Source organism: Bradyrhizobium sp. USDA 3650 (assembly GCF_054057395.1).
Genome location: NZ_JBSRZG010000001.1, coordinates 5,451,779 through 5,471,202, shown reverse-complemented (window position 1 = coordinate 5,471,202; position 19,424 = coordinate 5,451,779). Strand labels below are relative to the sequence as shown.

At 63.7% G+C, this 19,424-nt stretch carries 22 protein-coding genes and 1 pseudogene; 10 read left to right on the top strand and 13 right to left on the bottom strand.

All coding sequences use genetic code 11. The features are described from left to right. Positions 1-34: 34 nt before the first annotated feature. Positions 35-676 (bottom strand): tetratricopeptide repeat protein, encoded by a 642-nt coding sequence (locus tag ACVIN2_RS25610; protein ID WP_456767689.1) that lies wholly within the window; start codon positions 674-676, stop codon positions 35-37. 107 nt (positions 677-783) lie between these two features. Continuing rightward, positions 784-909, bottom strand: a complete 126-nt coding sequence (gene ykgO, locus ACVIN2_RS25605) for a type B 50S ribosomal protein L36 (RefSeq protein WP_006611362.1) — start codon at positions 907-909, stop codon at positions 784-786. Between the two features lie 321 nt (positions 910-1,230). Here ykgO and ACVIN2_RS25600 point away from each other — a divergent pair, with 321 nt between their 5' ends. Next, positions 1,231-2,115 (top strand): amidohydrolase family protein, encoded by an 885-nt coding sequence (locus tag ACVIN2_RS25600; protein ID WP_027565452.1) that lies wholly within the window; start codon positions 1,231-1,233, stop codon positions 2,113-2,115. Positions 2,116-2,185: 70 nt separating this feature from the next. On the opposite strand, the gene ACVIN2_RS25595 is transcribed toward ACVIN2_RS25600, so the two are convergent. Beyond that, positions 2,186-3,085: a hypothetical protein gene (locus tag ACVIN2_RS25595; RefSeq protein WP_456767688.1), complete on the bottom strand. Its 900-nt coding sequence runs from the start codon at positions 3,083-3,085 to the stop codon at positions 2,186-2,188. A gap of 291 nt (positions 3,086-3,376) precedes the next feature. After that, positions 3,377-4,111, bottom strand: a complete 735-nt coding sequence (locus ACVIN2_RS25590) for an SDR family NAD(P)-dependent oxidoreductase (protein WP_456767687.1) — start codon at positions 4,109-4,111, stop codon at positions 3,377-3,379. A gap of 93 nt (positions 4,112-4,204) precedes the next feature. Here ACVIN2_RS25590 and ACVIN2_RS25585 point away from each other — a divergent pair, with 93 nt between their 5' ends. Next, complete coding sequence (locus ACVIN2_RS25585; protein ID WP_456769805.1) at positions 4,205-4,618, top strand: winged helix-turn-helix transcriptional regulator; 414 nt, start codon at positions 4,205-4,207, stop codon at positions 4,616-4,618. A 22-nt stretch (positions 4,619-4,640) separates the two neighbouring features. On the opposite strand, the gene ACVIN2_RS25580 is transcribed toward ACVIN2_RS25585, so the two are convergent. Beyond that, the gene (locus tag ACVIN2_RS25580; protein WP_456767686.1) at positions 4,641-4,988 is read right to left on the bottom strand and encodes a MerR family transcriptional regulator; all 348 of its coding nucleotides are present in this window, start codon (positions 4,986-4,988) and stop codon (positions 4,641-4,643) included. Positions 4,989-5,072: 84 nt separating this feature from the next. Between ACVIN2_RS25580 and ACVIN2_RS25575 the strand changes: the two genes are divergently transcribed. The 3 genes from ACVIN2_RS25575 to ACVIN2_RS25565 all read left to right on the top strand — a co-directional run bounded on the left by ACVIN2_RS25575 (position 5,073) and on the right by ACVIN2_RS25565 (position 7,426). Beyond that, complete coding sequence (locus ACVIN2_RS25575) at positions 5,073-6,083, top strand: zinc-dependent alcohol dehydrogenase family protein (RefSeq protein ID WP_456767685.1); 1,011 nt, start codon at positions 5,073-5,075, stop codon at positions 6,081-6,083. 93 nt (positions 6,084-6,176) lie between these two features. Next, positions 6,177-6,908 (top strand): haloacid dehalogenase type II, encoded by a 732-nt coding sequence (locus ACVIN2_RS25570; RefSeq protein ID WP_456767684.1) that lies wholly within the window; start codon positions 6,177-6,179, stop codon positions 6,906-6,908. 41 nt (positions 6,909-6,949) lie between these two features. Next, positions 6,950-7,426 (top strand): YbaK/EbsC family protein, encoded by a 477-nt coding sequence (locus ACVIN2_RS25565; RefSeq protein ID WP_456767683.1) that lies wholly within the window; start codon positions 6,950-6,952, stop codon positions 7,424-7,426. On the opposite strand, the gene ACVIN2_RS25560 is transcribed toward ACVIN2_RS25565, so the two are convergent. After that, positions 7,423-7,773 (bottom strand): hypothetical protein, encoded by a 351-nt coding sequence (locus ACVIN2_RS25560; protein WP_456767682.1) that lies wholly within the window; start codon positions 7,771-7,773, stop codon positions 7,423-7,425. The genes ACVIN2_RS25565 and ACVIN2_RS25560 overlap by 4 nt on opposite strands. 95 nt (positions 7,774-7,868) lie before the next feature. Next, positions 7,869-8,852, bottom strand: coding sequence for a tripartite tricarboxylate transporter substrate binding protein (locus tag ACVIN2_RS25555; protein WP_456767681.1), 984 nt, complete (start codon positions 8,850-8,852; stop codon positions 7,869-7,871). A 154-nt stretch (positions 8,853-9,006) separates the two neighbouring features. On the opposite strand from ACVIN2_RS25555, the gene ACVIN2_RS25550 reads away from it, so the two are divergent. Next, positions 9,007-9,264, top strand: a complete 258-nt coding sequence (locus tag ACVIN2_RS25550; RefSeq protein ID WP_456767680.1) for a hypothetical protein — start codon at positions 9,007-9,009, stop codon at positions 9,262-9,264. 60 nt (positions 9,265-9,324) lie between these two features. Here ACVIN2_RS25550 and ACVIN2_RS25545 read toward each other — a convergent pair whose 3' ends face one another. Both ACVIN2_RS25545 and ACVIN2_RS25540 read right to left on the bottom strand, forming a co-directional pair. Continuing rightward, the gene (locus ACVIN2_RS25545) at positions 9,325-9,846 is read right to left on the bottom strand and encodes an REP-associated tyrosine transposase (RefSeq protein ID WP_456767679.1); all 522 of its coding nucleotides are present in this window, start codon (positions 9,844-9,846) and stop codon (positions 9,325-9,327) included. Positions 9,847-9,903: 57 nt separating this feature from the next. Continuing rightward, positions 9,904-10,839 (bottom strand): LysR family transcriptional regulator, encoded by a 936-nt coding sequence (locus ACVIN2_RS25540; protein WP_456767678.1) that lies wholly within the window; start codon positions 10,837-10,839, stop codon positions 9,904-9,906. A gap of 117 nt (positions 10,840-10,956) precedes the next feature. On the opposite strand from ACVIN2_RS25540, the gene ACVIN2_RS25535 reads away from it, so the two are divergent. The 3 genes from ACVIN2_RS25535 (at position 10,957) to wrbA (ending at position 13,130) form a co-directional block, all read left to right on the top strand. Next, complete coding sequence (locus tag ACVIN2_RS25535; protein WP_456767677.1) at positions 10,957-11,709, top strand: SDR family NAD(P)-dependent oxidoreductase; 753 nt, start codon at positions 10,957-10,959, stop codon at positions 11,707-11,709. 37 nt (positions 11,710-11,746) lie between these two features. Then, complete coding sequence (locus ACVIN2_RS25530; RefSeq protein ID WP_456767676.1) at positions 11,747-12,445, top strand: pirin family protein; 699 nt, start codon at positions 11,747-11,749, stop codon at positions 12,443-12,445. Positions 12,446-12,530: 85 nt separating this feature from the next. Then, on the top strand, positions 12,531-13,130 hold the full coding sequence (gene wrbA, locus ACVIN2_RS25525; protein WP_456767675.1) for an NAD(P)H:quinone oxidoreductase: 600 nt from the start codon (positions 12,531-12,533) through the stop codon (positions 13,128-13,130). 43 nt (positions 13,131-13,173) lie between these two features. Here the strand turns inward: wrbA and ACVIN2_RS25520 are convergent, their stop codons facing one another. The 3 genes and pseudogenes from ACVIN2_RS25520 to ACVIN2_RS25510 form a co-directional block, all read right to left on the bottom strand. After that, a complete protein-coding gene (locus ACVIN2_RS25520; RefSeq protein WP_456767674.1) occupies positions 13,174-14,319 on the bottom strand; it encodes a GNAT family N-acetyltransferase in 1,146 nt (381 codons plus the stop codon). 65 nt (positions 14,320-14,384) lie between these two features. After that, positions 14,385-15,786: pseudogene (locus ACVIN2_RS25515) on the bottom strand (O-antigen ligase family protein). A 40-nt stretch (positions 15,787-15,826) separates the two neighbouring features. Further along, positions 15,827-16,891 (bottom strand): glycosyltransferase, encoded by a 1,065-nt coding sequence (locus ACVIN2_RS25510; protein WP_456767673.1) that lies wholly within the window; start codon positions 16,889-16,891, stop codon positions 15,827-15,829. 246 nt (positions 16,892-17,137) lie between these two features. Here ACVIN2_RS25510 and ACVIN2_RS25505 point away from each other — a divergent pair, with 246 nt between their 5' ends. After that, positions 17,138-18,124 (top strand): glycosyltransferase, encoded by a 987-nt coding sequence (locus ACVIN2_RS25505; protein ID WP_456767672.1) that lies wholly within the window; start codon positions 17,138-17,140, stop codon positions 18,122-18,124. A 15-nt stretch (positions 18,125-18,139) separates the two neighbouring features. Here the strand turns inward: ACVIN2_RS25505 and ACVIN2_RS25500 are convergent, their stop codons facing one another. Continuing rightward, positions 18,140-19,168 (bottom strand): glycosyltransferase family 2 protein, encoded by a 1,029-nt coding sequence (locus tag ACVIN2_RS25500; protein ID WP_456767671.1) that lies wholly within the window; start codon positions 19,166-19,168, stop codon positions 18,140-18,142. Positions 19,169-19,424: the final 256 nt, after the last annotated feature.

Below are 19,424 nucleotides of genomic sequence, written 5' to 3'. Positions count from 1 at the left end.
GCCGCAGTCGCTCGAGCAATGATCGACTTGTCCGCTAAATATCGCGGCCTTCGACCTTCTCGGTCAGCGCCTTGACTTGGTCGGGGATCTTCTCGAGGTGCGGGTTGACGGCGAGCGCCTTGCGATAGGCTTCGAGTGCGCGCTTTTCGTCGCCGACCTCCTGCATGATCATGCCGAGGCCTGCGAGCGCGCCGAAATGGCGGGGCTCGCGGATCAACACCTCGCGAATGTCGGCGAGCGAGCGGCCATAATCGTTCTGCATGTAGTAGAGCGTCGCGCGACGATTCCAGGCCTCGATGTAGTCGGGCCTCAGCTTGACGACAGAATCCAGCAGCTTGATCGCAACCTCGATCTTCTTTGCGTCGACCGCAGTCTTGGCCCGCGCCATCAAAAGCGCCGCGGTGTCGCTCGGGGTCTGGATCCAGATCGCCCAGATCCGCGCCTCGACATGCTTGGCGCTGGCTTCGTCGGGCGCAGCTTTCAGCGCGCCGAACAGGAAATCGAGATTCTTGGTGCGATCGACCTTGGGCAGCTTGGCCGGCGCTTCCGGAAGTTTCTTCTGCTTGCCGGGCGGGCTCGGTGGATCAATCTGCTGTGCCAGCGCCGGAGCGAGTCCGACGGCTCCCAGTACGAGAGCCAGACACAGGGTGCGGGCGACGAAGAATCTCACTGCCATGGTCCAAGTCTAAACGCGCAAAGCCGCCCTTGCAAAGCAGGGGCGGCGTCAAACTCGTGTGAGACCGTGGTCTTGCGGGGCGCGCGCGGCGTCCGGCAGGGCGAAAATCAGCCCTGACGCGCCTTGAAGCGGCGCTGCACCTTGTTGATCACATAGACCCGGCCCTTGCGGCGGACCAGGCGGTTGGCGCGATGGCGACCGCGCAGCGATTTCAGCGAGTTACGGACCTTCATGGCAGAATCCTGAACGTTCGAAAGGCCGTGTTCGGCACTACCGTTTCGGCACGCGCGAATGAGGCAAAATGAGATTTTCCCGCTGGCGGACCGACCGCCCGGGACGGGGCGGTTCTTAAGGCATGGGAGCACCGGATGTCAATGTTAACTGCCCCGATCCCACCCAGCAAATTCTGGAAAACAACCCCATGCAAAGTAGAAGGGGCCGGATCGGCCCAATCTGGCGCGGACGACGCCTGTCCTGCAACGCCTTGTCCCACAATGCCTTGCCAAATTCGTTATATCATATAATCAATTCGGCAACCCGTCGGGAGGAAACCCATGCCGAAGCTGAAGCTGCCGAACATCGACGACGTCGTCGCCATCGACATTCACACCCACGCCGAGGAGCCTTGCGGCACCCATCCCGACGACGGCTATGACGATTTTCAGGCGCAGATGGCGGACTATTTCAAGTCGCCGCACAAGCATCCGCCGACCGTGCCGGAGACCGCGGCCTACTATCGCTCCAAGAACATCGCCGCGGTGATCTTCCCGGTCGACGCCGAGCGCGAGACCGGCTTCCGCCGCTACAAGAATGAGGAGATGCTGGAGATCGCCTCCGACCATCTCGACGTTCTCATCCCCTTCGTCTCGATCGACCCGCACAAGGGCAAGCTCGGGGTGCGCGAGGCGCGCAAGCTGATCGAGGAGTACGGGGTGCGCGGCTTCAAATTTCACCCGACCATGCAGGGCTTCTACGCCAACGACCGCATGGCCTATCCGCTCTATGAAGAGATCAACAACGGCGGCGCGATCGCGCTGTTCCACACCGGCCAGACCGGCGTCGGCTCGGGCATGCCCGGCGGCATGGGGATGCGGCTGAAATATTCCAACCCGATGTACATGGACGACGTCGCGGCTGATTTCCCCGACCTCAAGATCATTCTCGCCCATCCCTCCTTCCCCTGGCAGGAAGAAGCGCTGTCGGTCGCGACCCACAAGCCCAATGTCTACATCGACCTCTCGGGCTGGTCGCCGAAATATTTCCCGCCGATCCTGGTGCGCTACATCAACTCGATCCTGCAGGACAAGATGCTGTTCGGCTCGGACTGGCCGGTGATCACGCCGGACCGCTGGCTGTCGGATTTCGCCAAGATCGAGATCCGCGACGAGATCCGGCCGAAGGTGCTGAAGGCCAACGCAAGAAAGCTGTTGGGGATTTAGGCGCGATCCCATGAACTGACGGAGCCGCTTGCTCGCTTGCAGCGGCTCCGCAGCGGTAAAGGGCTGGGCCTTAAGCGCGCATGCCTATCGCCGGCCGAAACGGCGGATCGCTCTCGGGTGATTCAATCGCAGCGTAATGATCGAAGCGCATCGCGGAACTCGCCCGCCCGCGGCTCATCAAGCTTAGACTTGCCGAATAGCCGAACATGGTCATGAGCGGAACGATTGCGTCGATCGCGACAACCTCGTTCTCGATGTCCCTGAAGCGAATGTGCGCACGCCGTAATTTCAAATCGTCGGCGATAGATGCTGCGAATGCTCCCGGCGTCACCACCTCGACCTTCATGATTGGTTGGAGCAAGACCGCCTTCGCCATTTTCAGGGCTTCGCGGAAGGCCGCCCGCGTCGCGACCTCGAAGCCAAGCACTGATGAGTCGACATCGTGATATTTGGCGTCAATCAGTTCGACGCCGACATCGACCACCGGAAAGCCCGCAACGACGCCGCAAGCAAGGACGTCTCTCAGACCTTTCTCCACGCCGGGCAGATACTCTCTCGGCAGCACATCCTCGTTGACCTTTGACTCGAAGTGAAAGCCCTTTCCGGCATCGATTGGCGCGACGCCGAGCTTCACGGCGGCGAACTCGCCTTTGGGGCCGTAGATCTTCCTATGGGTGTAGCCCCCCTCAGCGCGCGTGGTTGGGCGCTCGATCAATGCGACCTGCCACGCGCCGACATTGACGACGATCCCATGGGCACGGCGAAGAATATCGATTTTGCCTTCGAGATGCCCTTGGCTCACCCCTTTCAGCACAGCCTGCCCCGACTCGGGATCGAGCGACACAATGAACAAGTGATCCTCGGCGGCAAGCTTGGCGAGCGCCGTCACAAGTTTATCATGCTCCGCCCGAGACGCCGCCTCGATGGCGAGCTCGACCAGCAACGGTTGCCTGACGACATTATCTTGCATTGGTCGATCTCAAGCCTGCGTTCTCGGATCGCTTTCTACTCTATCATCGGTTGATTCACTATTCCTGCAGAACAAGATGCTGTTCGGTTCGGACTGGCGGGTGATCACGCCGAACCTCGCTGCAACCTCTCCCGCTTGCGGGGGAGGTCGACGCGCGAAGCGTGGCGGGTGGGGGCTTTCTCCACACGATGATTTCCCGATGCGGAGACACCCCCACCCCAGCCCTCCCCCGCAAGCGGGAGAGGGCGCACCGTTCTCGTGGCATCGGCGGAAGTCGTCCGACCGAAGGCCTCAGACTTGTGCCAGACCTCCATCGACGAAAACCTCGCCGCCGGTCATGAAGCTGCTGTCTGAGGACGCCAGGAACGCCGCAACCGCCCCGGTCTCGCTCGGGTCGCCCACGCGCCCGATCGGCGTCATGCTTCCGAGCGCATCGAAGGCTTCCTCGCCGACGATCTCCAGCGCCAGCTCCGTCTTGGTCGGCCCCGGTGACAGCACATTGACGCGGATGCCGGTGCCGCGCAGGTCCAGCGCCCAGCTCCGCGCCAGATTACGGATCGCAGCCTTGGTCGCGCTGTAGATGCTGAACTGCGGCGTCCCCATCACGCCCGTACTCGATCCGGTCAGAATGATCGACGACCCCTTCGTCATCAGCGGCAGGGCTTTCTGCACCGTGAACACCAGTCCCTTCACATTGACGTCGAAGATATGATCGTAATGCTCGACCGTGATCTCGCCGAGTGGCGCGAACAATCCGGTGCCGGCATTGGCGAACAGGATGTCGAGCCCGCCGCGTTCGGCCTTCACCGCCGCGTACAGCCGATCGAGGTCGGACATATCAGTCACCGAGCCCCTGATGGCGCGCGCCGAGGAACCCAGCTGCGCCACGGCGGCGTCGAGCGGCTCCTGCCGCCGCCCGAAGAGATAGACGAACGCGCCTTCGTCGATGAACCGTTTGGCCGCTCCAAATCCGATGCCGGTTCCGCCGCCTGTCACCACCGCCGTCTTGCCTTGTAGTCTGCTCATGATGTGCTCCTTCACTAGGGTTGCACTGAGCTGGCGGCCTACCCACCTATCGACAAGTATGCACCTTTTGGTAAGTGCCCAAAAATGTCAGACATGATCTCTCCACCTGCGCAGGCTTCGCCACCTGTCCAAAGCTGCACCCCGACTTTGCCCGGCTTCACTTGCGGCCTCGACGCGACCCTGCGGGTCATTGCCGGCAAATGGAAGCCGCTGATCCTGTACTTCCTCGCCCAGGGCGGGCCGACCCGCTATGGCGAGCTGCGGCGAGCCGTGCGCGACGTCAGCGACAAGATGCTGATCCAGCAACTCAAGGAGCTAGAGGCCGATGGTCTCGTGAAGCGGACCGACTACAAGGAGGTGCCGCCGCGGGTGGACTATAGCCTCACCGCTTTGGGCCACAGCCTCGCTCAGGCCCTGGTGCCGCTGTGCTCGTGGGGCACGGAGCATATGGCAGAGGTCAGCCGGGTCTTCGCCGAGCGGGAGGCCTGGAATACCAAGAGCCGGTGAATCTGATGGCTACGTTATGCGATCAGTTCACGCTTGCCAGATAGCCCGCCAAAATTGTCCGGCTTTGGCTGAGCGTCTCGATACGTTCATCGATCAGGCCGACCTGCTGCGTGAGTATTTTTCGCAGCTCGTTGCACGGCGTGAAAGCTGGATCGTTGTTCCGCACGCATGGGAGCAACCGCTTGATGGTTTCGAGCGTCATCCCCGCGCCGCCGAGCATCTTGATCCGCCGCACGGTTTCCTCTTCGGCCAGGCCATAGTCGCGATAGCCGGAGTTCGTCCGCAGCGGCGCAAGCAGTCCTTCGCCTTCGTAGTAGCGTAGCATTCGGACGCTGACCCCCGTCCGCCGGGAGAGTTCGCCGATCTTCATCTGAAGCCTCTTGACCCTGACAGCACTGTCAGACCCTACAGACTTTGCTCGTCCAAGTGAATGCCACTTGTGAAGGGAGCAACGATGAAAGCCTACCATTTGAATGGCCATGCTGGTGCTGGTCGCCTTGCGCGCGTCGACATCAGCAAACCCGAACCCGCCGATGGCGAGGTCCGCATTCGGGTCGAGGCGGCAAGTCTGAATTACCGCGACCTCCTGATCCTCGACCGTGCAGGCCAAGGCGAGCTCAAGGGCCGCGTGCCACTCTCTGACGGTGCGGGTGTCGTTGACGCCATCGGCGCCGACGTCTCGCAATGGCGACTCGGGGACCGCGTCGCTGCATCGTTCTTCCGCGATTGGATATCGGGGCCGTTCAAGTCCAGCTATATTTCCTCTTCCCTCGGTGGCAACACGATGGACGGAATGCTGGCTGAGTATGTCGTGCTGCCGGCGACCGCGCTGGTCTCAGTGCCGGCGCATCTGTCCGCGCTCGAGGCAGCGACCCTGCCCTGTGCCGGCGTCACGGCTTTCCATGGCCTCGTCGCACGCGGCGGGATGCGCAAAGGCGACACGCTGTTGGTCCAGGGAACAGGCGGCGTCGCGCTGTTCGGGCTTCAATTCGCAGCGGCGCTGGGGGCGCGTGCGATCGTGATATCCTCCTCGGATGAAAAACTCGCCCGCGCTAAGGCGCTGGGCGGCTCGATCCTCATCAACTATCGCGAGACGCCTGACTGGGATGTCGCCTTGATGAAGGCGACGAATGGCAGAGGTGCCAGTCACATCCTCGAACTCGGCGGTCCCGGCACTTACGACCGATCGCTGAGATCGGTCGCTTCGGGTGGCAAGATCGTCCAGATCGGGGTTTTGACAGGGTTCGGCCCCAAGCCCGACCTCGCGCGGCTTCAGTGGGAGAATGCCGACATCATCGGTGTCACCGTCGGATCGGTCGAACACTTTGCCGCGATGAATCGCTTCCTGACCGAACATGCGATCCACCCGATCGTCGATCGGATCTATGGTTTCGATGAGGTCCCCCAAGCCTATGCGCACCTGCGGACCGGCTCACATTTCGGCAAGGTCGTGATCAGATTTTAGAAACCAGAGGTCCAAGTCGCGTTTCCGTCTTGGATCGATACCGCAGCGCCTTGTATAGTCCGTGGACCGCAACGATCCCGGAGGACAGGTCAATTGAGCCTCAAAGCCGTTGTCTTCGACGCCTACGGAACGCTCTACGACATCCAGTCGGTCGCCGAGACCACCGAGGATGCGTTTCCGGGCTACGGTGAGATCATCACGCAGATCTGGCGGATCAAGCAGCTCGAATACACCTGGTTGCGCTCGCTGATGCGGCGCTACCAGGACTTCGCAGCCATCACGCGCGACTCGCTTGCCTATACGCTGCGCGTGCTCGGGCTCGCTTACGAGAATGAGGCATTCGAGCGCGTCGTCGAGAAATACCTGCATCTCGATCTCTATCCGGATGCGACGGCAGCGCTTACGGCTCTGAAGCCGCGAAAACTCGCCATCCTCTCCAACGGCAGTCCGGACATGCTGAATGCGCTCGTGCGCAACTCCGGCCTCGACGCCCTGCTCGACGCCACGATCAGCGTCGACGCGAACAAGATCTTCAAGCCGAGCCCGGAGGCCTATGAGCTGATCGGAGAGGTGCTCGGCACCGCGCCTGACGAGGTGCTGTTCGTCTCCTCCAATCCCTGGGATGTCGCGGGCGCGAAAGCGTTCGGACTGAACGTTGCCTGGATCGAACGGGTGACGCCCGAAGCGATGGCGCTGGCTTGCGTCGAGAACGAACTCGTGGCACCGCTGACGATGTTCAAGGCGATCCGCACCCAAATGGACGAGCTCGGCTTTGCACCGGATCATCGCGTCCGGGCGCTCTCGGAGCTGCCAAGGATTGCTTAGGCATCGCCGCCCGCCCATAAGTCTGGAATGAGCCGATCTGAATGAGCCTACAATCCGTTCGCGCCTTCTTCGCTGAAAAAGCCCCCGACATATCAGTCATCGAATCCCCGATCAGCTCCGCGACAGTGGCGCTTGCCGCCGAAGCCTATGGCGTCGAACCCGGAATGATCGCCAAGACGCTGTCATTGCGGATCGGCGAGCGCGTGATCCTGATCGTCGCGGCCGGCACCTCGCGCATGGACAACAAGAAGGTGAAGGCCGCGTTCGGCGGCAAGCCGAAGATGCTGGGGCTGGAAGAGGTTGCGGAAGTCACCGGCCACGAGGTCGGTGGTGTCTGCCCGTTCGGATTGAGATCACCGCTGCCGGTCTATTGCGACGTCTCGCTGAAGGCGTTCGACGTGGTGGTGCCGGCTGCCGGCTCGACTCACAGCGCGGTGCGCATCACGCCGGAGCGGATGGCCGAGCTGACCGCGGCTGAATGGGTCGATGTCTGCGAGGTCAGATCCGAAGCGCGCTAATCATCCTCGTCGTAAGGTCGGGGCTGGTTCGCCGGAGGCGGTGGCGCATTGTTATAACGTGGCGCCGGCGCGGCGCGATTGCCCGGAACCTGCTGCTGCGGCGGCATCTGATTGTTGGACTGGAACACCGCGCGACAACCGCTGGAGAGCTGCGGCGTGTTCTGCCGCAAGCAGGCCGTAATGCGGCTCACATCAGGGATCTGGTCGCTGCACAGCCGCCACACATCCGGTGTGCAGGCCATCTGCTGCTCCATGGTTCCGCGATACTCTTCAGCGGATGCAGCGCTTTGCGCGACGATGCCGCCGATCGCAAGCGCCACACCCAGCGCAATCCGCTCTGTTCGCATGTCCGATTCCTTCGCGAGTCTCTCGAATTCTCTTCAATCAATGAGACGCGGAGAGGTTCTGGACCAACAAAAAATTGTGAAAAAGGGCCAGGAACCTATTCGACCTTGCCGATCTTCTTCACCGCCGTAATCAGCCGCGCGCTGTCGACCGCCACGAATTCGGCAAACGCCGGCGCGTCCTGATAGGCGACGAGACTGCCCGACGTTTCGAAGGCCTTGAGCACGTCCGGGCTCGTCATCACCTGCGCCATCGCCTCGCGCAGGCGGGTCGCGATCGGCGCCGGCAGCGCGCTCTGCGCAAACAGCCCGGCCCAGATGTACATCTCGACGTCCTTGTAACCGAGCTCCTGGAAGGTCGGCACATCGGGGAAGCTTGCGATGCGCTTGGCGCCGCAATTGCCGAGCACGCGCAGCTTGCCGTCCTCCACTTGCGGCTTGAGCGTCCCCGGTGCGGCGGCGATCGCCTGCACGGTGCCGCCGAGCAGCGCGGTGAGCGCCGGTCCGGCGCCGCGAAACGGCACATGCAGCAGCTTGATATCGGCGCTGCTCGCAAACATCTCCATCGCCACATGCAGCGTGCCGTAAGGCCCCGACGAGCCATAGGTGATCTGGCCCGGGCGCTTCTTCGCATCCTCGACGAAATCCTGCGCCGTCTTCCACGGCGCCGAAGCCGGCACCGCGAGCAGCGTGGGATCGGCCAGCACCCGCGCGATCGGCATGAACTGCGAGACCTCGTAGGCCACCGGACGCTCGAACAGCCGGTCGGCCTCGGGCAGCACCGCAAGCGAGGACAGCGTCATCAGCAGCGTGTAGCCATCGGGCTCGGCGCGTGCGGCGGCGGCGTTGCCGACCGATCCGCCGCCGCCTCCGGCGCGGTTATCGACGATAACCGCCTTGCCGAGGATCCGCTCCAGCGCCTGTGCGACGGGGCGCGCCGCGAGGTCCGCCTGGCCGCCGGCCGGAAACGGCACGATCATGGTGACGTTGCGCGCGGGATAGGCTTGCGCGAAAGCCGCGCTCGACAACGCAGGCAACAACGGCAATGCGGCAGCAGCGCGCAGGACATCGCGTCGATCCATGGCAGATTTCCCCCTGTTTTCTTATTTCGGCTCCAGCCTAGCGTGACCGTCCGCAAGAACAAGACGCGCGGCGGGATTAACGAAGCATTACCCATGTTCCGCCCGGTCAGGAACGTCCCCCGGATCCTACCGTTGCCTCCCAGGGAGCGGAGCGATGAATAGACTTCAGACCATTGACGTGGCGCTGGACGAGATGCTGGTGAATCTCGCCGCCATCGTCCTGCGGCTTTCAAAGCCCGACGTCACGCAGACGCCGGAAGCGCGACGCGCCTTGGCGCAATCCGTGCATCAATATGCAGTCTGCGCGAAGCGCTCGCGCGATCCGCGTGTCCATGATTTGAAGTCCCAGCTGGAAGAGACGTTGAAGCCGAATTTGCGCGTGGTCGCGCGTAATGATGTGACGGTGTCGTAATCGTACTACTGGGCGGTATGCCGTAGGGTGGGCAAAGGCGCAAAGCGCCGTGCCCACCAATCATTCGCCGAAGTGCCCTGCGATATCACGCACATCCCCTCCCCAGTCCACGGGAAGGGTGCCTTGACCAACATAACGATGGAAGCTGCTGAAAGACCAATCCCGCGCACGCGTGACGAGGCCATGCTTCACAGGATTGAAGTGTATGTAATCAACGTGCCGCTCCAAGTCAGCATCGTCGCGAATTACGTGCTCCCAGAATCGGCGTTGCCAAATGCCCTTCTCTCGCTTCCTCGATTTACTGAGTGAACGCTCGCCGATCTCCAAGCCTCGCGAAAAGCTGCCCTTGATCAGATTCCATCGCGACGAAAAGTCGGCGTCATCCTCAGGCAACGCCCAGATCGCATGGAGGTGATCAGGCAAGATACAGATCGCGACGGTCTCGAACGGCCGGCGTTGCCCGACCGTTCGGTAGATCTGGCGTAGCCGATCAACCTGGTCGACGAGTAGCGTACTTGACCTATCGGCTAGCACGACGGTGAAGAAGAACATGTTGCCTTGCGCTCGGCGATACTGAGGCACTTGCGATCCCTCGCATCAAATTGGTGGGCACGCTTCGCTTTGCCCACCCTACCGCACCTACGCTGTTCGCTCGCTCTTCTTTGCCTGCCGCTTGCACGTACCCGGCAGCTTCGCCGCGAGAAAATCGCCGAGCGCCTCGACGCGTGCGGGGCGCGGGCCGCCAGGTGGCGTCACCAGATGCACGGCGCCTTCGACCTGCTTCCAGTCCTTCAGGACCACTTCGACCTCGCCGGAGGAGATGGCCTCGCCGACGATGAATTCTGGAAGGTCGGCGATGCCGAGGCCGGCGATCAGCGCCGGCATCACCGCTTCGCCGTTGTTGACGCGGAGCTGGCCGCCGGGGCGTACACTCGCCTGCTCGCCTGCCGCATTGGTGTAGTGCCAGACGTTCGGCGTGGAGAGATAGGCGTAGCTGAAGCATTTGTGCTCGGCCAGATGCATCGGATGCGTCGGCCGTCCGTATTGCTTAAGATAGGACGGCGCGGCCACCGTAAAGCGCGGCATCGTGAAGAGCCGCCGCGCAATCAGCGAGGAATCCGGCAGCCGCGCGATCCGCACCGCCATGTCAAAGCCCTCGCCGATCAAATCGATGGTCGCATCGCTCAGATGCAGATCGACAGAGACCTCCGGATAAGCCTCGAAGAATTCCGGGAGCAACGGCGCCACCGCCTTGATCCCGAACGACATGGGCACGGCGAGCCGCACCAGGCCGCGCGGCGCGACCGACTGCGCCAGCGCCTCGTTCTCCGCCGCCTCGCCGTCGGACAGCAGGCGCGTCGCACGCTCGGCGAGCTTGTGCCCGGCATCGGTTAGCGCGAGCCGGCGTGAGGTGCGGTTGAACAGCCGGGCGCCGAGCCGCTCTTCGAGGCGCGTGACCGCCTTGGACACCGTCGCCTTGGACATCGCGAGCTCGCCCGCCGCCCCCGCAAACGACCGTAATTCCACGACTTTTGCGAAAATCGCGAGTGCCTCGAAATCGGGAAGTTTGGCCATGAAAGCGGATCCAATTGGGCTGCTTAGGGAAACAATGCGTTTCAACAGTTTCTATTTCTATACCACAGACGGAGGCTTATCCAAGGGTCATCAGAAATTCAGCAATGGAGAAATCCAATGACCAAGAAGCTCTCGGGCAAGGTTGCCCTCGTCACCGGCGGCTCGCGCGGCATCGGCGCGGCTTCTGCCCGCGCACTCGCCGATCAAGGTGCGGACGTCGCGATCAGCTATGTCGCCTCGCCCGAAAAGGCGGAAGCGGTCGTCACCGAGTTGAAGGCCCGGGGCGTCAAGGCGCGCGCCTTCAAGGCGGACCAGGCCTCGGCCAAGGACGTGACGCAGCTCGTCAACGACGTCGCGAAGGAGTTCGGCCATCTCGACATCCTCGTCAACAATGCCGGCGTCGCGAGCGGAGGCGCGATCGACGATGCCAATGCCGACACCGAAGCGCTCGTCCGACAGGATGCCGTCAACGTGCATGGCGTGATCGCGGCGATCCGTGCCGCTTCGCAATTGATGGGCGAAGGCGGCCGCATCGTCACCGTTGGTTCGATGCTTGCCGACCGCGCCTCGTTCCCGGGTCTTGCAGACTACGTCGCCACCAAGGCCGCCGTGGTCGGTTACACCAAGGGCGCAGCCCGCGACCTTGGCCCGCGCGGCATCACCGTGAACGTGGTGCAGCCCGGCTCGATCGACACCGACATGAACCCGAAGGACGGCGGTGAGTTCGCCGAAACCCAGCGCAAGCAGCACGCGCTGCAGCGCTTCGGCCGCCCCGAGGAAGTCGCGGCCGGAATCGTCTTCCTCGCAAGCCCGGAAGCCTCCTTCGTCACCGGCACGGTGCTCAACGTCGACGGCGGTTTCGGCGCCTGATCAAGGCGCCACCGTCCAAACATAAGGAATCACGCAGATGATCGAACTCAGACCTTTCGCAAAGCTCGGCGGCGCCGATCACGGCTGGCTCAACGCCAAGCATCATTTCTCCTTCGCAAGCCATTATGACCCCGACAACATGGGTCACGGTGCGCTGCGGGTATGGAACGACGACGAGATCGCACCCAACACCGGCTTTCCCGCCCATCCCCACGCCAACATGGAAATCATCACCTATGTGCGCGAGGGCGCGATTACCCATCAGGACAGCCTCGGCAACGAGGGACGCACCGAAGCGGGCGACGTGCAGGTGATGAGCGCCGGCAGCGGCATCCGCCACTCCGAGTACAATCTCGAGCCGACCAAGGCACGCATCTTCCAGATCTGGATCGAGCCGACCGCGCGCGGGGGACAGCCGACCTGGGGCTCGAAGCCGTTTCCGAAAGGAGACCGCTCCGGCAAGCTCGTCACCATCGCGAGCGGCTTCGAGAATGATACGGACGCGCTGCCGATCCGCGCCGATGCGCGGGTGCTCGCTACCACGCTGAAGGCGGGCGAGAGCGCGGAGTACGCGCCGGACAAGTCACGGCACCTCTATCTGGTGCCCGCGGCGGGGTCAGTCGAGATCAACGGCGTGCGCGTCAACGCCCGCGACGGCGCTGCGATCCGCGACGAGGACAGGCTGAAGATCACGGCACTGGAAGATTCCGAGATCGTGCTCGTCGACGCGGCCTAGCAACGCATCCGTCATGGCCGCGGCTTGCCCCGGCATGACGCCCCCCGGCACCAACTCATCAAATCTGCATCCAACGGAGACCATCATGACCAAAGTTCTCGTCCTTTATTATTCCGCCTATGGCCACGTCGAGACGATGGCCAATGCTGTTGCCGAAGGTGCGCGCGAAGCCGGTGCCACCGTCGACATCAAGCGCGTGCCCGAACTGGTGCCGACCGAGGTCGCCAAGGCGTCCTATTACAAGCTCGACCAGGCCGCCCCCGTCGCGACGATCGAGGATCTCGCAAACTACGACGCAATCATCGTCGGCACCGGCACCCGCTTCGGCCGCATGGCCTCGCAGATGGCGAACTTCCTCGACCAGGCCGGCGGTCTCTGGGCCAAGGGCGCGCTGCACGGCAAGGTCGGCGGCGCCTTCACGGCGACCGCGACCCAGCATGGCGGCCAGGAGACGACGCTGTTCTCGATTATCACCAACCTCTTGCATTTCGGCATGGTCGTGGTCGGCCTGAACTACGGCTTTGCCGGCCAGATGAAGCTCGACGAGATCACCGGTGGCGCACCTTACGGCGCCGCCACGATCACCGGCGGTGACGGCAGCCGCCAGCCCAGCGCCAACGAGCTTGCAGGTGCGCGCTATCAGGGCCGCCAGATCGCGGAGACCGCCAGGAAGCTGCACGGTTAAGCTACACGGCTGAGCTGCACGTCTGATGCGAGGGGAGCGCCCGTCAGCGCGTCCCCTTGCCAATCGCCTTCGCCGCAAAGGCGGCGAGCCGGGGATAACGGCGCAGGCCCTGCGCGGCATGGTCACGCCACGCGAAGGACATTCCGCGCCAGGACAGCGCGACGCTGACATCGGTCAGCGGCACCGGTTCGGCGCCGAAGCGGCGCTTGTAATCCTGGTTGCCGATGCTGAGGTCGAAACGGCGCACGCCATCTGCATGCAGCGCCGCCATGGTGCGCTCGGTCACGAGCAGCCCCGGCGAGCAGCTCGACCAGGAATCGCCGGCGTGGCTGATGCGCAGCAGGAAATAGGTCGCACCGAACCTGACGCCGAGTGTGGTGGCGACGACGGCCTCGTCACACACCAGCGCCGAGATGACGGCGTAACCGTCCGCGACGCCTTGACGGGCGACCTCGCGATAGAACTGCGCATGGGTTTCGTCGTTGAGGACGAAGCGCGAACCCAGCTTTCGCATGCGCGCCTGCTGCTGGGCATCCATCACGTCCAGGAGCTCGCGCGCACGCGCGACATCGGTAGCGATCTCGAATCGCGCGCCGTCGTGACGGCTGAAGACGCGCCAGCAGCGCGGCATCTGCATGCGCTTGATCGAGGCCTGGTAAGCTTCATAGTCGTCGCCGGTCAGCACGACGTTGCCGTTGAGCGAGCAGGATCCGATCCGGCCGAGCGCCACCAGCGGGTTCGGCCTGCCGCCGATCTGGGCCGGCATCTTCCTCAGGCGCAGTAGATCGAAGCGATCCGGCAATGCGCGCAATGCGTCGATCAGCGCCATGCCGATCGCCTCCGTCGCCGCGGCGTCCAACGCGGCATCTAGCGCAAGGATCGGCGCGTTGTTGTCGGAGACGCCGAAATCGGCGAATTCGACGATGCGGATGCCGCGCCTGAGATGGCTGATCATCGGCACCATTGCGATGTCCCTGCCCGTCGTGGCATCGGAGATCAATGCAATCAGCGGCGGGAAATCGTGGAACGCCTCATACCAGGCGCCGAGCCAGTATCCATGCTGGAATGCAGTGCGATGGCCTGCGTTCAGGCGGGATGCGGCCCGCTGCCAGTCACGCACGAAATCGACCGCGATTCCGGACGTGCTGGACACAAGACCATCTGGTTGCTCGACGCTGAGGATCGTCATCCGCGGGACATGCGATTACTGGGTGTTTCCAGATAGATTATGTTTTGTCGCGGCCACAAGTGACCTCATTGCTTATCGTTAAGCCGATGCCACTTCGGCGGCACCGGCTGCGACAAGTCGTCCGGTTCCGTTTCCGCAACGCATTGGAACCTGGCCAGGAAGTGCAGGCCGGCCACGGCAACAGCGAACATGAACCAGATCGGATTCTGCCGTTCGAGCAGGAAGGTCTCGGTGGCCCCGTAGTACAGGCCGAACAGCCACACGGTCAGGAACAGCTTAGCCAACGCACCGCTGCGGTTGTGAGTTCGGGCGGTCTGGAAATTGCCGAGCGGCGCGAGCACGAAGACGAGGATCACCAGCAACAGCCCCGGCAGGCCGATGGTGACCGCGAGGTCGAGATAGCTGTTGTGGCTGTGCGCCGCGCTCGTCGCCCATTCGGCGCCCTGGACGGTCTGCCGCGCGGTTACGTCGTCCCAGAACGCGGCGTAGCCGTGACCGATGATCGGCTTCTCGGCGACGGCTGCGAGCGCGAACTCCCAGATGGCGGAACGGCCGGTGAAGGTGGGATCGAGCGGGAGCAGCCGCGTCATCGCCCCGAGCGCCGGGCTCAGGACGCTGCCGACCGTCAACAGGTTCATCACGATCAGCGGCACGAAGCAGATGATCCGCCTCAGCCACAGGCTCGGCGTGACGCAGACCAGCGAGGCGAGCGCGTAGATCGCAAGACACAGCACCGACGACGTCTTGCCGCCGGTGAAGATCAGGAAGAGTCCGGCCAGCGCGGCGATGGCCGGCCCCATCACGAACGAACCGACGGCGGACAGGTAAATGCCGACATAGACCAGAATGGTCATCACCGGCGAAGCGACGTTCTTGTGACCAAAGCTGCCGCGCCAGTCGCCGGCCAACTGCGGCTCGGTGACGTCGAGTGCGGTGTGCATCGAGTATTGCGGCGCCACGAAGACGCCGAGATAGCAGAGTGCGAGCAATACGAGCGCGGCGCCGCCGAGACACAGGTCGAAGCTGCGCTGCGTCGGCGGCAACAACGGCAACAGCACCGCGAGCGACATCACGCTGGCTGCGAGCACGAAGCGCTGCATCGAGATTCCGCGATTCTCGGAGAAGACGATGTTGATCAACAGCCAGCGCGACCAGGCAGAGATGCAGCGGCGTCACCAGGGTCTTCAGCGCGGGCGCATCCGTTGCGGCGACCAACAGGACTGCGACCGCGGCCAGCAGACCCCAGGAGACATAGGTGAGCGCCAATCGTCCGCCGACCACGGTGGCGACATCCCCGCTGCGCAGGTCCGGAAACGGATCGAGTGTCACCAGCACGAGGAGCAGCGCTGCGACCGCGACGAGGCAGCGCGCCGCCCGCACGGCGTTGACCCCCGCAAGCCCGTCGCGCAGGACGTCGCCGAACGATCGGGCCTCGACGTCGGTCATGTCAGTGGCGCTGCGATCCATGGCTCGAGGCTGGTGGTGAAGCCGGGGGAAGCTCCAAGTCCTAGCCGATCCCTGTTAAGCATCCGTCAACCAGTCCGCCGGGGCTCTGCGGCGCCTGCTGCCGCACGATGCTCCGCGCGATCTCGTAATATTGCAGGGCACGCTGTTCCAGCGTGAGATTGTCGAGCACGAAACCGCGCGGATCGAACGTATTGGCGGCGCACCCGGCCCAGAACTCATCCCACCCCGCCTCGAACCCTGCGATGTCGACGAACTTGGCGCCGCAACGATCGTCCCAGTACGGCACCGACGACACCGGCGCGAACTGGACGCGATGCGGATAATAATCGGGGTCCCGCCAAGGGCCGCCGGGATCCCAGGCGAGCACCGGCACGCCGCAAGACAATGCCTGCTGGTAGGCAATGCCCTGGCTCTCGTTCTGGCACAGGAAGATCATCGCACGAGATTGCGCGAGCGCGGCCCGATAGTCTTCTTCCTTGTAGCTGCCGTAACGCAGTTCCGTGAACGAGCGGCCTTCCCTCCTGAGCCGGGCGCGGACGGGTTCGATCAGCTCCGCCGCGTAGCGATCGCGGTCCCAGTGCACCTTATCGTAGATCAGGACGTCGACGCTCTTTTGCGACGTCGGTGACGGTGCCCACAGATCCGTGTCGATGCCGATCGGCCAGGCCTCCGTGTCGGGCCAATGCGGCCGATACATGTCGGCGTACCACGGGCCGGGCACCACGACCTTCTTAACCGGCAGGCGCTTGAACAGGTCGGGATCGTCGAGTGGATGATTGTGGGCGGCGACGCCGAGCAGGATCGGATTTTTCCAGGCGAATTTGTCGAGCAGGAAGGTGCGGCCGATGATGCAGGCGAGTTCGTCCGGATGCCGCGCGATGTAGCTGTAGTCGTTGACGCGATAGCGGATACCGAGCCGATCGAGCCCCGCACAGAGATTGAGGAACACGCGGAGCTGCCCGCTCATGCGCGGCTCGCCGAGCAGCATGCGACGCGCCACGCGGCGCAGATGCCGGTCGCCGGGAAACCAGCGATCATCCTTGTCCTCGTAGAACAGGTTGAGGACCATGTCGTCGGGATCGTAGTCGAATGTCTTTGCGGGCACTGAGGTCCATCCGCGGCGGTCTGGCGACATTCTCGCATGGGACCGGCTGTCGCACTCTTCCAAATTTGCCACAGGCTTAATGCCGGCGGCTTAACGCTAATTGACGAAACCAACGCTGCGGCAGCCTTCGTGGCGACGTTTTTTTCCCAATGCGAGTATCATTCGCGACGGCCAAGGTTGCGATCGATCGCATTGCCAACTCGCAGATGCGCCCTGGTTAACAGACCGTTAAAGGCGAGCCGTATCTTGATCACCGCGGAAGACATTCTCGAATTGCCGGCGACATCGCGCGTCGTTCCGGCGGCGCGCGTCCCGCTGCAGGTCGGCTCGACCACGTCGGTGTCCGTCGTCATTCCGGCCAAGAATGTTGCGGCCTATGTCGGCGAAACCCTCGCCAGCGCACTGGCGCAGGCCGAGGTCAGCGAAGTGATCGTCGTGGACGACGGCTCGACCGACGACACCACCGCCATCGTCCGCGCCATTCGTGACCCTCGACTGCGCCTGATGACCAACGGCGCCGCTGGCGTATCGGCAGCGCGCAATCTCGGCGCACACCATGCGAGCGGCCAATGGCTGCTATTCCTCGATGCCGACGATCGCCTGCGGCCCGGCGCGGTCGCGGCGCTGCTGGCGGCTGCGCGGGGTGCCCCGCGAGCGGTTCTCGTCTACGGCGACTACAACACGATCGACAGCGAGGGACGCCAGATCGGCCGTCGGGATCTGCTGAAAGGGCGCCGCAAGCCGTCCGGCGACGTGCTGGCGCGGCTCGCGGCCGGCAACTTCATCGTCAATGGCGGCATTGCGCTGGCGCGTGCGGAGGCTTTCCGCGCCATCGGCGGGTTCGACGTCTCGCTCAGATATTGCGAGGACTGGCACTGCTGGTGCCGCCTTGCCGCGATCGGCGAATTCGAATTTGCGCCCAACCTGCTGCTCGACTACCGCCTGCACACGGCCAACACCATGAACGCGGCGGTGCGGACACCGCAGGATTTCTTTCCGGCGATCGCGCGGGTGTTCGACGACGGGCTGATCATGGCACGACTGCCCGCAGGCATGGCAGCCGGGCTGCGCCAGGCCGCCGAGGTTCATCTCGTCACGTATTCGGCGATGCAGGCGGTCCGCTTCGGCAGATATCGCCAGGCCTTCGCCTATCTCGGGATGATCGGGCGCCGCTCGCCTAAGTCGCTGCCACGCTCCGCGGTCAGGGTCGCCCTCGCCTGCTTTGGTATTTAGCCCGCCGCCTCGGCGTCAGGACACGATCTTCGAGGCCTCGTAGGGCTTCGGCTCGATGCCGAACGCGGCGAGCACCGAGCCGAGCGCGACCATCACGGGATGCATCGCGACGACGGCCTTCGACGATTTCAGCAAAGCGGCCGCGCGCACCAGCGACAACGGCAACCTCCCGAGCATCTGCCCAAAAACCCACACGCGCGCCGCAGCGCCCTGCGCGGCCTTGGCCTGCACACGATAATTGATCGCGCCGATGCGCAGGCCTCGCTTCACGATCCAGCCGAAACTGGTGCGGCTTTGCGGCACCGTCTCGGTGATGACAGCCTCCGCCGTCCAGTGGAACGTCATGCCGGCATCGCGGCAGCGCACGAAGAAGTCGCAGTCGCCGCCCCCGAGGAAGTTGAAGCGCGGGTCAAAGGCGGGCCGGGCGAACCTCTCGAACGCCGCACGCGTGATCAGGCAATTGCCGCAGCCGTAGATCAGGGGCACCGCGCCGCTGTAATCGTAGGCGGGACAGAAAACGGGGTGGCGCGAAAGCCAGGGCATGCTGCGGTCCTCGAAGACCGGCAGCACCGGCCCGCCGACCAGATCGGCGCCGGTCGCCTCTGCGGTGCGGACCATCAGCTCGAGCCAATCGGGCGAGGCGATCTCGTCGTCGTCGATCATCAGGAACCGGGTCGCGGCGGGGAATAGCGCCAGCGCCGTCTCGAACGCGGCGTTGATCGCCTGGACGTTGCCTTGCCGTTTCTCGACCAGGCAGACACCTTGAAGCCTGCCATCGGCGAGATATTCCGCGGCCACCGGCGCGCTTTCGCGCCGCACCGCATCGTTCTCGACCATGACGACGGCGAAGGAGCGCGGGGTGCGCTGGCTCGCGAGCGAGTCCAGCGTCAACCGCAGATGCTGCGGGCGGCGGAAGCAGGGGATGCAGACGACGACACCAACCGACAGGTCGATGATCCGGGAGCTGGCCGCGATCTCCCGGTTGGGATCGCGCACGGCATCCGAGATACGCGTGGCGGACAGGTCTGTCGGGATCAATGTCATGACGTCCTAGATGTCCGAGATAGATTGAAAAAGCCCTGCGTCGATCCCGGGGATCAGCGCCTTCCCGCGACGGCACATCGCCGCGGGACAGATGCGTCCCAAAATGAACGGCCGGTTCGAGCCTCGCGACGGCGCCGCCGATTTACCGCCATCCATGCACTTAACTGCTTTCGGGTGTTTCTGCTGCGAAGCCTTGCGCGCGTGATACTGCAATTCGCGGTCCACCGTGCCGACGGTGGCTGGCGCGGACGATACC